The sequence below is a fragment of the Streptomyces luomodiensis genome, assembly GCF_031679605.1.
Lineage (GTDB): Bacteria > Actinomycetota > Actinomycetes > Streptomycetales > Streptomycetaceae > Streptomyces > Streptomyces luomodiensis.
In genome coordinates this window covers 5,722,264-5,738,211 of record NZ_CP117522.1, presented here as the reverse complement: position 1 = coordinate 5,738,211, position 15,948 = coordinate 5,722,264, and the positions used below count along the sequence as shown (strand labels likewise).

The 15,948-nt window shown below is 70.9% G+C and carries 12 protein-coding genes; 8 read left to right on the top strand and 4 right to left on the bottom strand.

Annotated features, from left to right (window positions below):
- Window positions 1-2 precede the first annotated feature (2 nt).
- On the bottom strand, window positions 3-374 hold the full coding sequence (gene rpsL, locus PS467_RS23945; RefSeq protein ID WP_014054153.1) for a 30S ribosomal protein S12: 372 nt from the start codon (window positions 372-374) through the stop codon (window positions 3-5).
- 408 nt (window positions 375-782) lie between these two features.
- Here rpsL and PS467_RS23940 point away from each other — a divergent pair, with 408 nt between their 5' ends.
- The 6 genes from PS467_RS23940 (at window position 783) to PS467_RS23915 (ending at window position 7,519) form a co-directional block, all read left to right on the top strand.
- Window positions 783-1,487: a Crp/Fnr family transcriptional regulator gene (locus tag PS467_RS23940; RefSeq protein ID WP_311036969.1), complete on the top strand. Its 705-nt coding sequence runs from the start codon at window positions 783-785 to the stop codon at window positions 1,485-1,487.
- Between the two features lie 152 nt (window positions 1,488-1,639).
- Window positions 1,640-2,440: a hypothetical protein gene (locus PS467_RS23935; protein ID WP_311036968.1), complete on the top strand. Its 801-nt coding sequence runs from the start codon at window positions 1,640-1,642 to the stop codon at window positions 2,438-2,440.
- Complete coding sequence (locus PS467_RS23930) at window positions 2,437-4,560, top strand: serine/threonine-protein kinase (RefSeq protein WP_311036967.1); 2,124 nt, start codon at window positions 2,437-2,439, stop codon at window positions 4,558-4,560. The genes PS467_RS23935 and PS467_RS23930 overlap by 4 nt, the downstream gene beginning before the upstream one ends.
- 69 nt (window positions 4,561-4,629) lie before the next feature.
- Complete coding sequence (locus PS467_RS23925; RefSeq protein ID WP_311036966.1) at window positions 4,630-5,781, top strand: PE-PGRS family protein; 1,152 nt, start codon at window positions 4,630-4,632, stop codon at window positions 5,779-5,781.
- On the top strand, window positions 5,778-6,296 hold the full coding sequence (locus PS467_RS23920; RefSeq protein WP_311036965.1) for a Pycsar system effector family protein: 519 nt from the start codon (window positions 5,778-5,780) through the stop codon (window positions 6,294-6,296). Before PS467_RS23925 ends, PS467_RS23920 begins: the two co-directional genes overlap by 4 nt.
- Before the next feature lie 26 nt (window positions 6,297-6,322).
- Window positions 6,323-7,519, top strand: a complete 1,197-nt coding sequence (locus PS467_RS23915) for a M48 family metalloprotease (protein WP_311036964.1) — start codon at window positions 6,323-6,325, stop codon at window positions 7,517-7,519.
- 35 nt (window positions 7,520-7,554) lie between these two features.
- Here PS467_RS23915 and PS467_RS23910 read toward each other — a convergent pair whose 3' ends face one another.
- Window positions 7,555-8,406 carry an FG-GAP repeat domain-containing protein gene (locus PS467_RS23910; RefSeq protein WP_311036963.1) on the bottom strand — a complete coding sequence of 284 codons (852 nt, stop codon included), beginning with the start codon at window positions 8,404-8,406 and terminating at the stop codon, window positions 7,555-7,557.
- A gap of 534 nt (window positions 8,407-8,940) precedes the next feature.
- On the opposite strand from PS467_RS23910, the gene PS467_RS23905 reads away from it, so the two are divergent.
- Window positions 8,941-11,706, top strand: a complete 2,766-nt coding sequence (locus tag PS467_RS23905) for a helix-turn-helix transcriptional regulator (protein ID WP_311036962.1) — start codon at window positions 8,941-8,943, stop codon at window positions 11,704-11,706.
- A gap of 53 nt (window positions 11,707-11,759) precedes the next feature.
- Here PS467_RS23905 and PS467_RS23900 read toward each other — a convergent pair whose 3' ends face one another.
- Complete coding sequence (locus PS467_RS23900; RefSeq protein WP_311036961.1) at window positions 11,760-12,494, bottom strand: TetR/AcrR family transcriptional regulator; 735 nt, start codon at window positions 12,492-12,494, stop codon at window positions 11,760-11,762.
- Window positions 12,495-12,542: 48 nt separating this feature from the next.
- Here PS467_RS23900 and PS467_RS23895 point away from each other — a divergent pair, with 48 nt between their 5' ends.
- On the top strand, window positions 12,543-14,042 hold the full coding sequence (locus tag PS467_RS23895) for an MDR family MFS transporter (RefSeq protein WP_311036960.1): 1,500 nt from the start codon (window positions 12,543-12,545) through the stop codon (window positions 14,040-14,042).
- A gap of 64 nt (window positions 14,043-14,106) precedes the next feature.
- Here the strand turns inward: PS467_RS23895 and PS467_RS23890 are convergent, their stop codons facing one another.
- Window positions 14,107-15,789 (bottom strand): FAD-dependent monooxygenase, encoded by a 1,683-nt coding sequence (locus PS467_RS23890; protein ID WP_311036959.1) that lies wholly within the window; start codon window positions 15,787-15,789, stop codon window positions 14,107-14,109.
- Between the last annotated feature and the right edge of the window lie 159 nt (window positions 15,790-15,948).

Genomic DNA, 15,948 nt, shown 5'->3' with positions numbered 1-15,948 from the left:
TCTTACTTCTCCTTCTTGGCGCCGTAGCGGCTGCGAGCCTGCTTGCGGTTCTTGACGCCCTGCGTGTCGAGGGAGCCGCGGATGATCTTGTAACGAACACCCGGCAGGTCCTTCACACGACCGCCACGCACGAGCACGATGGAGTGCTCCTGGAGGTTGTGCCCCTCACCCGGGACGTAGGCGGTGACCTCGATCCCACTGCTCAGCCGGACACGCGCGACCTTGCGGAGCGCCGAGTTCGGCTTCTTCGGCGTCGTGGTGAACACGCGGGTGCACGTGCCACGGCGCTGCGGCGACCCCGCGAGGGCGGGGGTCTTGTTCTTCTCGACCTTGTCCTGGCGGCCCTTGCGGACCAGCTGCTGGATCGTAGGCACCGTTTCTCCGGTTTCTGTGTGCCAGTCTCGGTAAAGCTAACCTGGGGTTTGTCCGACCCACGCGGTCGGGTGTGTCGCGCGCCGCAGCTCTCCGCGAAAGCTCAGAGAGTGCAGATTGTTGGTGTCGACACTCCGGCCCCTCACGCGGACGAATGCACGCGCGAGGACCCGGGCACACCCCAGGCACAAGGTCTGAGCGTACCTACCTCACCGACTTCGGTCAAAACAAATGCAGCGGACCCCGACACGCCGGAATTGTCCCGCTGGGTGCCCCGCTGGATGCCTGCCCCCACCCCGTCCTCAGTACGTCCTCACCCCATCCTCAGTACGAGTGAACCAAGCCGGCTCACTCCCTGGACAGGCGCTGCATTCGGTACGTTGATCTATTCATGACACTTGGGGGGAGCCATGACCCGGACGAGTATTCCCGAAGACAGTGGACTCGACGACCGCGTGCCCTTCCTGGCCCGGCTGGAGCGCGAGGAGCGGTCCGCTCTGCTCGCCCTCGGCAGGGTGCTCGACTTCTCCCCGCGTGCACCCATCATTCACCAGAACGAGCCCTCCTCACACATCCTGCTGATACTGCACGGCTGGACGAAAGTCACCGCCTCCGCCCCCAACGGCTACGAGGCGCTTCTCGCGTTACGCGGCCCCGGCGACATCATCGGCGAGTCGTCCGCCCTCACCGGCCGTCCACGCGCCGCGACGGTCACCGCCCTGGAACCGGTCGAGGCCGTGGCCGTCGAACACGACCGCTTCCGGCTCTTCCTCGAACACTCCCCCGATGCCTCACTGACGCTGCTCACCCTGACCAGCGACCGGATGCGCGCCGCCGACCGCCGCCGCCTCGACTTCGCCTCGCTGACCGTGCGCGAGCGCTTCGCGGTCCTGCTGCTCGAGCTCGCCAGGTCTCATGGACGTCGCACCGCCCAGGGCATCGAACTGGCCGTCCCGCTCAGCAAGCAGGAGCTGGCGGGGTCCATCGGCGCCTCCCGCGAAATGGTGCAGCGTCTCCTCAAGGAGCTTCGTGAGCGCCAGGTCGTGGTGACGGGACGCAAGGCCCTGGTGATCCTCCGGCCCGACATCCTGCGGAGGGTCGCCCGCTCGGACTGACCCGCGGAGCCTTGTGGCCCGCGGAGCCCTTGTGTGTACGCGGCGCCCGTGTGTGTACGCGGTCACAGTTCGACTGCGTCATCCGCCCTCACTCCCGCCCCGCCGACCGCGCGACGCTGCCGTCGGACCAGGCGACCGAGCGAGAGGCGATCATGACTCATCCCGTCAACCGCGCGATCCTGCTCTTCGACATCGAGCGGTACAGCGACCGCGATGACGTCGAGCAGGCTTATCTGCGCCGCATGCTCTACGACATCGCGGACCGCACCCTGGCGGCGGCCGGGGTCGAGGAGACCAGGCGCCTCCGGGCCGACCGCGGGGACTCCGTCATGGAGCTCATCGACGCCGACGCCTCCCCCATCGCGCTGCTGCGATCCCTGCTCACCGAGGCCCCGGCGCAGCTGCGCACCATCAACCGGATGGCCTCCAGCAGTGCGCAGATCCGGCTGAGGTCGGTCCTCGCCACGGGCTTCGTGGCCGTCGACGACCAAGGTGGCTGGGTCGGCTCCGACCTCAACCACGCGTGCCGGCTGCTGGACGCGAAGCTGCTGCGCGCCGCGCTGCGCGAGCGGACGAACGACTTCGCGCTCTGCGTCTCCGAATCCATCCATCAGGGCATCGTCCGGCACGGGCATCCCGGGATCGCCCCCGAGGAATTCCACCCGGTCACCCTGGAGAGCAAGAACGGCCCGCTGGGCGCGTGGCTGCACGGCCCGCTGCCGGGCGGCACGGCATCGCCGGACGCGGCACCGGAGTCCGCCCCGGCACCGGCCGCGGGCTCGGCGCCGGCCGCGGGTCCGGCGTCCCAGGGGCCCGGGGCCACGTTCCACTTCTCCGGAGGCGCCCCGTCCTTCGGCGGCAGCCTTGTCGCGGGCGACCAGCACGGCGTGTCCGGCGGCACCGTCCACGGCGATGTGCACCTCGGCGGCGCGGACCAGGGCGGTACGCGATGAGCGCGGGTGAGGTCCCGGCGCCCGAGCACTCCGGGGAACCGGCCCCGCCCGACACCTCCGCGACGCGGGACCCCGGCGCGGAGGAGGCCGAGCCCGAGGAGCGGCCGCAGGAAGCCCGTGCCGCCCGCCGCGAACTGTACGAGCACGCCCCGGAGTTCATGTTCAAAGCCGCCGCCTCCTTCGGCGGTTCACTGGTCGGCGGCAGCCAGCACGGGGTGTCCGGCGGCCGGGTCCACGGCGATGTGTTCATGGGCGGCAAGACCGAGAGCCACCACTACTACGGCTCGGCCGGGCCCGTGCACGCCTCCGGTGAGATCCCCGCCTCCGAGATCGAGAGCCTCGCCGCGGTGTTCCAGGAGAGCGACTCCTTCGCCACAGCCCTGGAACGCCTTCGCGGCGACCGGGTCGTGGTCCTCACCGGTGCCCACTCCACCGGCCGCCGCGCCGCCGCGCTGATGCTGCTGCACCGCCTGGGCATCACCACCGTCCGCGCGCTCGACGCCGAGACACCCCCCGCCGCCCTCCGCGACCAACTGGGGAACGCGCCCGGTCATGTGCTGTGCGACCTGGGACTGAGCCGGGGCAAACCGCTGAAGTACAACCACCTGCTGGCCGTCCAGGACGAACTGCGCAAACGGAACGGCCATATGGTGATCACCCTCGAATCCACCGCCGCCCTGACCGACATCAGCCCCGTTCCCTGGGAGCCGCCCTCCGCCACGGCCGTCCTGCGCGCCCATCTCCACCATCACCTTGGAGACGGCCCCGTGGTCGACAGGCTGCTGAGCCTCGGCCCGGTGCACGACTTCCTCGCCCATGCCCATCAGCTGAGGGAGGTCCGCGACTTCGCCGAGCAGGTCGCCGCGTACGAGAGCGGGTCCGTCAGCCTGGCCGAGCTGGCCTCCTTCAGCCACGCCACCGTGGCGGAACAGGTCCGGCAGTGGTTCGCGGACGAGGAACTCTCGCTGCGCGACAAATCCTTCCTGATCTCGCTCGCCGTCTTCGACCAGGCCCCGTATCCGCTGGCCGCGGAACTCGCCGACCAGCTGTACGTCCTTCTTCAGGAAACCGAGAACCCCGAGCGGACACCGGAGATCCCGGTCTTCGGCCCCGCCATCGCCGACCGGCTCCAGCTCGCCCGAGCGCGCGGCTACGAGGAGTACGAGAGCACCGAATGGGGTCAGGTCCCCCAGTTCGTCGCCCGGTACCAGGACGACCGGATCGCCCCCACCCTGCTGGAGGAGGTGTGGACCGGCCATCCGTCCGCGCGCCCGGCGCTGATCCGCTGGATCCAGCGGCTCGCCCGTGACGGCCGCCCCGTGGTGCGCACCCGGGCCGCCGCCACCGCCGCGATGCTCACCGCCGCCGATCTGCCGTCGGCCATGGCGCTGCTCATCGACGGCTGGGCCACCGCCCGTGGTTACGCCCCTCGGCTGATCGCGGCCAACACCCTCACCCTCAGCCACCTGCTGGGCGCGCCGGCGGTCCCCCGCGTCCTCAGCCAGTGGTGCCTCGATCCGCATCCGGCCCGCCGCTGGACGGCGGTGCGGGCCTATGCGCTGCTCGTGCCGCTGCGACCGGAGCAGACCGGGGAGGCCCTGGAGACGATCGCCGCCCGCGCCCGGCTGGACGAGAGCGACGAACAGGAACGGAACCACCTCACCGAATCCACGGCGCTGCTGTTGTCCGCGGGCGACCGGAGGGCGACCCTCACCGCGTTGGTCCACTTCCTGGAGCAGGACACCGCGCCGGTGCGCGCCCTCCTCCTCTCCGCCTTCCTGACCGCGTGCCACACCGAGGAGGACGGACTGCTCGCGTGGTTCGTCGAGGACGACGAACGGACCCCGGCCGGCATCCGCGCGCTGGCCGACCCGTGGCGCGCCGCACTCGCCGACCCCATGCACACCAAGGCCGCGCTGACGGCGCTGCGCGCATGGGTGTACGAAGCCGATCGGCACCCGTCCGCCGAAGAGGCCGTCACCGCTCTGCTCCCGGCCCTGGCCGTCAGCGCGGAGGACATCGCCCGCCTGAGCCATCTGCTGCGCACCATCCCCGGCGAACACGGCGGGCCACCGCCGCGGGTCGCGGCCCGGCTGCTGTCCGCGCTCCCGTCCCGCTGATCCCCCCCTCTGCTCCCCTCCTTCTGCCCCCTCTGATCCGTCCTTTGATCCATCCGAGGAGATGACCTCATGGCGGACTTCCGCCGTCAGCCCGAGTGGCAGCAACAAGCCGACCGCCACACTCAGCTGATCGACCCGGTACTGACCGTCCGGCCGATGGCGCGCTTCGAATACGCGGCCCGACGGCCGGCGGTCGCGATCGATCACGCACTTGTCTTCGTCACGGCCAAGGGGGCGTACGACACCTACCTCCCGCCGCACCGGCCGAGCCGGTCCGACGCCGCGGGCCGGCGGTACACCGCGGTGTACGAGGTGGACATGGGCACCCACCCGGTGACGCTCGACCTCGAACTACCCAGTGACGACGACGCGTTCGCCTTCGGCGTCACCGCGGAACTCACCTGGCGGGTCGCCGATCCGGCACGCTTCGTGGCCAGCGGCGAGCGCGATGTGCCGACCCGGCTGAGCCGGGAGTTCCAGCACCTCACCCGTCCGGTCAGCCGCGGCTTCGCCATCGAGAACAGCTCCATGGCCGAACAGGCGGTACAGCGAGCCGTCGACAGCGGCGCCTTCGCGACGGGCATCGGCCTGGACATCACCTGTGTGGTGCGACTGCGGCTGGACGACGCGGCGATCGCCCACCGCAAGCAGCTGCGCGAGATCCGGTACGCGGGCGAGCTCCTGGACCCGCAGCATGAGCTGGAGATGCGGCGGCAGTACCAGCAGCACCAGCTCGAGGTGTTGCGGGTCCAGCAGCAGCAGGAGCTGAACGCAGCGAAGATCAATTTCTACCAGTACCACCTCCAGCAGGGAGGCGTCGCCGCCTGGGCGCTCCATCTGGCGCAGCATCCGGAGGACTCACGGCTGGTGATGGAGAGCATGCGGGCGGACCAGCTCGCGCTGATCAAAAGCCAGCTGGGGGTGGCCACCGAACTCCTCAAGGGAGAGGGCGTCGAGGACTACCAGAAGGAGGAGCCCCGGCGGCTCGCCCTCCAGGTGGTCAACGACATCCTCAACCAGCGGCTCCCGGGGGTGTCCGAGCCGTCGGCGTACGGTCCGCCGCCGGGGGACGAGGGCTCCGCGCTGCCGCCTCCGGCCCCGCCGGCGCCCCCCGCCGTACCGCCGATGCCGCCCGTGCCCCCGGCTCCCGCCGGACAACCGGTGGAGTCGGCGCCCGCGGCCCCGGCCGAACCGTACGACGGGGAGGAGCGGCCCTCATGACCTCCGGCGGCGGCGCCTCCGCCGCGGCGGACATCGAGGCCGCCGAGCGGCTGCTGGCCGATCTGCACGCCGAGATCGCCCGCGCCGACGGCAAGGCGGCGGTCCTGGTCGCGGCGCTCGGTATGACGGCGGGGATCGTGACCGCTCTGCTCGCCAACAGCAGCTGGACCCCTGACCAGCTCTCCACCGTCGGCTCCCTCGCCTGGTGGACCGGGACGCTCGCCCTCGCGCTGGCCCTGTTCGCCCTGCTCATGACCGTACTGCCGCGCTACGGCGGCAAAGCCTGGACGCCGGGACAGCCGCTCGCCTACTTCAGCGACATCCGGCGCGCCGCCCGGCTGGGCCGACTGGCGACCGCACTCACCGACACCGCCGGCGCCCCGGTCTCCGGGCTGCTCGCCGCGCTCACCGAGACCAGCCGTATCGCCTCAGTCAAGCACCAGTGGATCCGCACCGGGCTGATCGCCTTCTGCTGCGGCGCCGTGCTGCTTCCCGGGGCGCTCCTGGCGGGCTGACCGTTACTTCGTTGCAGAGGAAAGCGATGACCGAGCCAGCAGAACCCCAGTACCCGCAGGCCCCGCCACCGGCCTACCCACAGGCGCCGCCACCGACCTATCCACAGGCGCCGCCACCGACCTACCCGCAGGCCCCACCACCGGCCTACCCGCAGACGCCGCCATCTGCGCAGGCCCCGCCACCTCCGCAGGCGCCCCCGTACCCGCAGGCAGCCGCGCCACAGCCGCCCGCGCTCCCGCCCGCACCGCCGCCCCCGCCGCCCGCGCCTCACCCTCATGAGCTGCGGTTCGCACAGCGCCGCGTGCACATCGCCGAGCACCAGCGGGGCGCCGATGGCACCGCCGTCAGCGGGCTTCTGCTCCACGTACCGAATTTCCTGTGCAGCCTGCTGGTCGTCAGCCTGCTATCGGTGTTCTTCGGTCTCCTCGGCATCGTCATCGTGGTGGCCTGGCTGGCGAGCGGCGCCCTCGTCTTCCACCGCCCCACCGAGCGGTTCATCGCCCGGCGTCTGCTCAAGCTCCGCCACCCCACCCCCCAGGAGCTGGCCAGGATCACCCCGGTGTGGCAGGAGGTCCTCGCACGGGCCGGGATCGAGGCGCACACCTACGAGCTGTGGGTCGAGGACAGCGACCGGCTCAACGCGGTCGCCGCCGCCGGCCATATCGTCGGCGTGACCCGTTTCTCGATCGAGCGGCTGCCCTCCGGCCAGCTCGCCGCCGTGCTCGCCCATGAGCTCGGCCACCATGTCGGCGGCCACACCTGGTCCAGCCTGCTGGGCTACTGGTACGCCCTGCCCGGACGGATCGCCTGGCGGTTGATGCTGCTCACGACGTATGTGGCCATCCGGGTGTCCGGGCTCTTCTCCTGGGCCGGGCCTGCCCTCGTGATGCTGGTCTTCGGCATGGTCGCCGTCGTGACCATCAGTTTTCTGTACGGGCTGCCGCTCCTGGTGCTGATCACCCCGTATCTGCTCGCCGCCGTCGGCCGCCGGGCGGAGTTCCACGCCGATCAGCAGGCGGCGGCGCTCGGTTTCGCGCCGATGCTCGCCGAGGTCCTGGGGCTGCTGCACGCGGCCGAGCAGCAGGCGGAGGCGCTCGCGGCAGCGCGGGGGCGGCCGGTGAAACGGGAGGGGGCGCTGGCCCGGCTGCTCCACTCCCACCCCGACTACCCCGCCCGGCTGCGACGCCTGCAACCCCACGCCGGGCCTCCGACTCCCGCCTGACCGCCCTGCGGGCGATACCGGCCCTGAGCCGGGCGTCAGCTGATGGCGTTGACGTCGTGCCAGCCCTTCGCCACCACCACCGGCTCCCGGAAGACGGCGGTGGGGTTCTCCGGGTCGAAGGTGCCGCTGTGGGCGTAGGCCACCAGGGTGCCGTCCTGGCGCAGGCCGAGCAGGTCCGGCCGGCCGTCGCCGTTGATGTCCGTGACGTCGATGATGTCCATCGCGTCCCAGCCGTGGCCGATCGTGTGCCAGTCGCCCTCGCCCACCGGCTCCCCGTCGGCGTCCCGGCCCTGGTCCGGCGTGAGGTAGACGGCGAGGTCGCCGTTGTCGTGCAGGACGAGCAGCTCGGGCCGGCCGGAGCCGGTGATGTCGGCGGCGCCCAGGGGGATGTCCGTCGCGCCGAGGGTGGCCAGCCGCTCGGGCGCGTTGAAGCTGTTGGTGCCGTCGACCTCGCCCGCGAAGGGAATGATGTCGATCTTGCTGGTGCCGCCCTGCCGGCCGATGATGTCGGTCTTGCCGTCGGCGTTCATATCGGCGAGGGCGATCGTGTCGTAGGCGACCTCCGGCAGTTTTCCGCCGATGTGGACCGGTTCCGCCAGGGTGTCCAGCCCGGCCAGACCGCCGCGATTGACGAAGATGTAGCCCTGCTCCTCCACGGTGAGCGCGAACACATCGGCCCTGCCGTCGCCCGTGAAGTCACCGGCGCCCACCCAGAGATAGTGGTCGGGCCGGATATCGGCGCCGATCTTCACGGGTTCACCATACGTCTTCAATCCATTGAGCGCACCGGAACCCGGATAGACAAATAATTCACTGCCATGCCGGACGAGAATATCCTGCTTGCCGTCGCCGTCGAACGAACCGGAATGACCGGTATAGGTCAGCATTGACTCTCCCCGCTCCAGGGTTCGATAAGCGCCCCCGCAAAGGAATTACCGAGGAGCGCGCCGCCAGCATTTAGCCATCCTACGGACGCTATTCATCCGGTAAACCCCTAGACCAACCCCTAGGGCTCCAGATGATGAGACACCACGTGTTGACAGCGGCCGCTCCGGGCTCCAACCTGATGACGTCATCGCAGGTCAGCACGGATTCCCCCAGGAAACCCGAGCCAGGTCCGCGGCGGTCGGCGACCGCTCCGGTGCGGCGGGCCGACCGGATGAATGCCCACTTCAGGCCCGCGGTGCGATGAACGTCACGTTTTCCGTACGACATGTCCGCGCCGTCCGGAAATAAATGGTGAGATGGCGGCACATACTGCCACCCCAATTAGTAATGGATCAGTAAGGCGCTCTTTTTTCGCTTGACCGTTCTGTGACCAGGCCACACCATCGAGAGCGGCGCAGACAGTGCAATCGCGCATGCCATTCGCCGCACCGACCGAGACTCACAAAGGGGGATTTGTGGAGCTGGCCGAACGGATGAGCGAACTCACTCGGCTACGATCCATGCTGTCGACCTGCATGGCCGGCGAGGGAGGCGTCGCTCTGGTGACGGGGGCGGTCGCCTGTGGAAAAACCAGTCTGCTGAACACCTTCGCCCGGGATGTACGGGACTCGGGAGCACTGTTCCTGCACGCGAGCGCATCCCGCGCCGAACAGCTCCTGCCGCTCGGAGTCGTGACCCAATTACTGCGAACCGCCCCGCTGTCGCCGGACCAGTCGCGGCGTGGGGCCCGGCTGAGCGCCGAATGCATGGCGGATCGCCCCGACCAGGACTCGGAAACCCTTGAACAGCAGCATGCCCGCGTCATCCACGAGTTCTGCACGCTGCTTCTGGAGCTGACCGCCCAGGGCCCCGTCGTGGTGGGTATCGATGACGTCCAGTATGCCGACCGGCTGTCCTTGCAGTTCCTGTCCTATCTGACCAGGCGCCTCTCCTCGGAGCCGATTCTCCTCGTGCTGAACGAATGGGCGGTGCTGGAGCCCGCCCTCGATTCCTTCCGCGCCGAACTGCTCAGCCACTCCCACTGCCGCCGCATCCGGCTGGGCCCCCTCTCCCCCGCCGGTGTCGCCGGACTGGTCACGGAACACACCAAGACCTGGCCGTCCAGCCCACTGCCCGCCGCCTGCGCGGCGATCAGCGGCGGCAACCCGCTGCTGATCCGCGCGCTGATGGAGGACCATGCGACCGTCGCCGGGCGGGTCTCGGCGGAGGTCATCGCCGGGCCCGTCGTCGCCGACGCGTTCCGGGAGGCCGTGCTGGTCTGTGTCCACCGCTGTGGGCCCGATGTGCTGGCGGGCGCCCAGGGGCTCGCGGTGCTCGACGACGCCGGCACCCCCGCGCTGCTGGCCCGGCTGCTCGACATCGAACCCCACCAGGCCGACCACATCGTGGAAGTGCTGACCATGGCCGGGCTGCTGGCGCACGGCCACTTCCGGCACCCGGCCGCCCGCACCGCCGTTCTGGACAACATCGCCGGGAAGGACCGCACACGTCTGCACCGGCGGGCCGCCGAACTGCTGTACCAGGAGGGCGCCCAGGCGACGACCGTCGCCGCCCACCTGATCACCTCCAACCAGACCGACGCACCCTGGACGGTGCCGGTGCTGCGCGAGGCGGCCGATCAGGCGCTGGCCGAGGACCGGGTCGAACAGGCGATCAAGCTGCTCAAACTGGCCCAGCGGAACTGCGCAGACGACCGCCAACAGGCCGCCGTCACCACCCTGCTCGCCGAGGTCGAATGGCGGCTCAACCCCTCCGCCGCCGCCCGGCTGATGCCCGAACTGATCACGGCCGCCCGCGACGGGCTGCTGGAGAACGACGTCACGTCCCCCATCGCCCTGCTGCTGTGGAACGGCGAACTCGGGCACGCCACCGACGCGCTCAACCAGCTCTACCGGACGATCGACCCCTCGGACGCCCGAGCCGTGACCGAACTGCACATCCTGCGGCTGTGGGCGGACTGCTCCTACCCGGTACTGCCGCACCGCGCTCCCGAGCCGCCCGGCTTCCCCCACCCCGACGACTCGCTGAGCGAGGCCGCCACGACGGACATGCGGCTGCGCGCCCTGACCGCGTTCACCACCGTGCTGCGGCAGGACAGCCACGCCGAGGCCGTCACCGCCGCCGAACAGGTGCTCCAGAGCTGCCACCTCGGCCATGCCGTGATGGACCCGGTGATCCCCGCACTGCTGGCCCTGACCTACGCGGACCGGCTGGACAAGGCGGCGCCCTGGTGCGACGCCCTGCTGGCCGAGGCCCGCTCCCGGCACGCCCCCGCCTGGCAGGCGATGCTGGCCGCGGTCCGCGCCGACATCGCGTTGCGCCAGGGCGATCCGGAGGCCGCCGAGCGGCACGCGCGCTCCGCCCTCGGCGCGATATCCGACCGCAGCTGGGGCGTGGCCCTCGGCGCGCCGCTGGGCATCCTGCTCCAGGCCATGACCTCCCTGGGACGCCACGCCGAGGCCGAGGAACTGACCCGGGCGGCGCCGCCGGAGCTGTTCCAGACCCGCTGGGGGCTGCTGTACCTGTACGCCCGGGGCCGGTACCACCTGGCGGCCAACCGGCTCCAGGCCGGGCTGAGCGACCTCACCACCTGCGGTGAGCTCATGACCGCCTGGGACATGGACCTGCCGGGCTTCATCCCCTGGCGCGCCGACGCCGCGCGGATCCATCTGCGGCTGGGGAACGTACGGCAGGCCCGGCGGCTGGCCGAGGAGCAGCTGGCCCGGCCCCTCACCACGGGCTCCCGCACCCATGGCATCGCCCTGCGCACGCTGGCGGCCTGTAGTGAGCTCAAACAGCGGCCCCACCTGCTGCGCAAGGCCGCCGAGGAGCTCCAGGAGCAGGGCGACCGACTGGAGCTGGCGGAGACCCTCACCGATCTCAGCGAGGCCCACTACGCGCTGGGGGAGTCCGACCGGGCCCGGATGATGGCGCGCAGGGCATGGCACGTGGCCACCGAGTGCCGTACGGACGCGCTGCGGCAGCGGCTGTCGGTGTGCCTGGCGGAGGAGGACACCGAGCCGCTGATCGACACGGCGGGGGTGACCGCGCTGAGCGACGCCGAACGGCGGGTGGCCGCCCTCGCGGCCAAGGGGCACACCAATCGGGAGATCGCGCGCAAGCTCTACATCACGGTCAGCACGGTGGAGCAGCATCTGACCAGGGCGTATCGCAAGCTCGACGTGCGCAGCCGGGTAGATCTGCCGGTCTGGCTGCAACCGAGCGGGGCGACGACGTAAGCGACGTTGCAGGCGACGTGGTGAGCGGCGTTGTAAGGGCATCGCGCCCGCCATCAGGGGGCGGGCCGGTGGGGGCCGTAGGCGAGGAGGAACGCGCGGACACCGCTGACGACGATCCGCTCGATCTCGGCGTCGCCCACGGGCACGACTCCGAAGAGGGACCGGTGGTTCACGCTGCTGGTCACCAGTGCCCCGAAGTGGGCGGCGGCCTCCACCGGGTCGGGCACGGCGAGGACGCCGCGCTCGGCCAGCGCCCCCAGCCGCTCGGCCAGGGCCCGCTGCTCGATGCCCGGCCCCCGCCAGCGGTCGAGCAGGACGGGGAAGTGGGCCGCCTCGGTGATCACCAGCCGGATCGCCGCGGCGCGGCCCACCGAGCGCGCCACGGTGGTGCCCAGTTCGCGGCCGAAGCGGACCAGGGCCGCCTCGAGGTCGTCGGTGCCGTCGGTGCCGTCGGTGCCGTCGACCTCGCCAAGGGTGCGGTCCAGGATGTCCGCGAACTGTTCCGCGTACGCCGCCTCGGCGTCCTCTATGACGGAGAGGAAGAGCCGCTCCTTGCTGCCGTAGTAGTCGTAGACGGTGCGCTTGGAGACGCCCGCTTCGGCGGCGATGGCATCGACGCTGGTGCCGGCGACGCCTTGGGCCACGAACAGCTCGAACGCCGCCCGTGCGATCGCCGCGCGCTTCTTCGGGGACCCCTGGCGCAGCCGCTTGCCGGCGCCGGCGGGAGTGCGCGAGTCGGTGGGAGTGCGCGCGTCGGCAACGGCGGAAGTCCGTGCATTGGTAACCACAGAACAGGAGGATACAGCAACTACACCACACGGTGTAGAGTCCCTCGCATGACTAGCCCGTCCACGGGGGCCCCTTCTTCCGCCCCCGAGCAATCCGCATCCGACCGGCTGGACCCCGCACTCATCCGACTGGGCGTGATCCTGGTGATCGGCGCGATCGCGTCGATGCTGGACACCACGATCGTCAGCGTCGCGATCGACGGCCTGTCGCACGAGTTCGACACCGATATCTCCACCATCCAATGGGCCAGCACCGGCTATCTGCTGGCCCTGTCGGCGGTCATCCCGCTCACCGGCTGGGCCGTGGAACGCTTCGGCGCCCGGACGATGTGGCTGTTCTCGCTGACCGCCTTCCTGGCCGGGTCCGCGCTCTGCGGCGCCGCGTGGTCGGTCGGCAGCCTGATCGCCTTCCGGGTCCTCCAGGGCATCGGCGGCGGCCTGATCACCCCGGTGATGCAGACCATCCTGGTCCGCGCGGCCGGTCCGCAGCGGATCGGCCGCATCATGAGCATCGTGGCGGTGCCCGGCCATCTCTCCCCGATCGTCGGTCCGTTGGTCGGCGGCGCCATCATCGACTCCGTCAGCTGGCGCTGGATCTTCTACGTCAACGTGCCCATCTGTGTGATCGCCCTGCTGCTGGCCTGGCGGGGCGTCCCCCGCGACACCAGGAGCGACACCGCCGCCCGGCTGGACGTGCTCGGACTGTCGCTGCTGTCCCCCGGCCTCGCGGCGATCATCTACGGGCTGTCGCAGACCAGCAGGCCCGAGGGGTTCGGGGCGACCCCGGTCGTGGTCTCCCTGTCGCTGGGCGCCGTCCTGCTGGCCGCCTTCGCGGCCCACGCGCTGCGCACCCGGATCACCCCGGTCCTGGACCTGCGGCTGTTCCGGCACCGCTCGTTCACCGCGGCCACGTTGCTGATGTTCCTGGGGGGCATGTCCGTCTTCGGCGCGATGCTGCTGATGCCGCTCTACTACCAGCAGGTGCGCGACAAGAGCGCGCTGGACGCGGGACTGCTGCTCGCCCCGCAGTCCATCGGCACCATCATCGCGCTGACCTACGTCGGCAAACTGACCGACCGGATCGGCTCCCGGCCCATCGTGCTCACCGGTGTGGCCATCGGCGTGGCCGGCACCCTCGCCTACACCCAGGTCCAGCCGGACACCAGTGTGTGGCTGCTCAGCGGGTCCCTGCTGATCTGGGGGATCGGCATCGCGGCCTCGATGGTGCCCATCATGAGCGCGGCCTACCAGGGGCTGGAGCCGGCCGCGATCCCCCGGGCCACCAGCGCCATCTCGGTGATCCAGCGGCTGGGCGGCTCGTTCGGCACCGCGGTGCTCTCGGTCATCCTGCAACGCCAGATCACCCGGCACACCGAGGGCGGGCAGTCGCCGTCCGACCCCGACGCGCTGACCAAGGCGTTCGACACCACCTTCTGGTGGGTCCTCGGCTTCACCGCCCTCACCCTCCTGCCGGCCCTGCTCCTCCCCCAGGTGAAGAAGCGGGAACCGGCCGGGCGCACACCTGAGCCCGCTACGGCCGATCGGTGAGGTGACCGGCACGGCGACGCCCGGCGGTCCGTTCCGAGGACCGCCGGGCGGGTGGGCGGAGTCGTCAGCCGAACCAGCGGGTCAGGGCCGCTCGCAGGGCCGCGTCGTCGGGGCCGGTGTCATGCCGGGACGCCCAGCACACATGGCCGTCCGGCCTGATGAGCGCGGCCCGGACGTGGACATCCTGCCCCGCGGCCGGACCGGCCACCACATGGCCGAGCCGGTCGGCCCGGCCGTGGACGGCGGGCGCCAGCCGGCTGGGGCCGTCCGCCTCCCGTAGCTCCAGCAGCACGCCCCGGCCCGTGTGCATCAGCTCGCCGAAGCGCACCGGTTCGCCGCCGACGGTCAGATCCAGGTCCGGCATCAGCTGGCCCACCAGGGGATGGCCGTTTCCGTCGGCGCCCTCGGCCCCGTCGGCCCCCTCGGCTCCGTCTGCTCCATCGGTCCCGCCTGCTTCCTCGGGTGCGCCGTAGCGGATGGTGAGGCCCGAGGTGAGGCCCGCCAGGTACCGGTTGGTCTCCGGCAGCTCCACCAGCGCGGTCAGCAGGTCGCGCAGCGCCGACATGTCCTGCTCCCGGCTCAGCAGAGTGGACTGCGCGCGGGCCGAGCCCAGGATCGCGGCGGCCACCGGGTGGCGTTCGCGGTGATAGGTGTCCAGGAGCCCGTCCGGCGCCCAGCCGTTCACCGCGGCGGCCAGCTTCCAGCCGAGGTTGAAGGCGTCCTGGAGACCGAGGTTCATGCCCTGGCCGCCGATCGGGAAGACGATGTGGGCGGCGTCCCCGGCGAGCAGGACGCGCCCCACCCGGTACCGGTCCACCTGACGGCAGGCGTCGCCGAACCGGGAGGCCCAGAGCAGCTCCTTCAGCTCGGCGGCCGGACCGCCGACGGCGTGGAGGACCTCCTGGATCTCCCGCTCGGTGATCGGGGCGTCCCTGCGGATCGCCCGCCCGCCCACCTGCTCGGGGTCGGAGAACATCAGCCGGTAGACCCCGTTCTCGAGCCCCACCAGCGAGAAGTGGGTCTGACGGCCGCCCTCGCTCAGGGTGATCATCCCGGTCAGTCCCACGTCCGGCAGCATCCGGACATCGCGTCCGTCCACCTCGCCGACCCCTTGCGGGGCCTGGCCGTCGAACCACTTCTCGGGCGGCCGCACCAGCACCACATCGGCCGCCACCCGGGTCTGCGGGCCGCCGTCCGTGCCGTCGAACGGCAGGCCCAGCACCCTGCGCACCCTGCTCCGCGAACCGTCACACCCCACGAGATAGCGGCCGCGCAGCAGCGTCTCCCGGCCCTCCGGGCCCCGGACGGTGGCCGTGACGCCGTGCTCGTCCTGCTCGAAACCGATGAGTTCCCGGCCGCGCTCCACGGTGATTCCGTGCACGGTTTCCAGCCGTTCTTCGAGCATCGCTTCCACCCGCGACTGGAGGACGCCGATCTGCTGCGGGAACCGGGAGCCGAACGGCTCATTGTCGAGGGCCACCGGAATTCCGGCGAAGAAGCTGCGCGTCAGGAATCCCAGCTGAATGGGGTGTGCCTGGAGGCGTGCCAACAGGCCGCGCATCTCCAGGATTTCCGCCGTACGTGGATGCAGATTCAGCGCTCTGGACTGCCCGGTGGGCTCCGCCAGGGTTTCCAGCACCGTCGGCCGTACCCCCGCCAGGGCCAGCTCATGGGCCAGCATGAGCCCGGTGGGCCCGGCTCCGGCCACGATGACGTCCGCCTCCCGGACGTGTCCTTGAGGACTCAACTTCGTACCTCCGCAGACCAGTTGGACGGCGGCCACACTTCACCACCCTTACGTCGGCGGACCCTACGCCCCACGGAAGCAATCACTCCATCCTTTGCCGCCCCTATTTTCAGCATTAGGGGTTGGTGTCGTGAACGCGCGTCAGTAGCGTTACCGCGA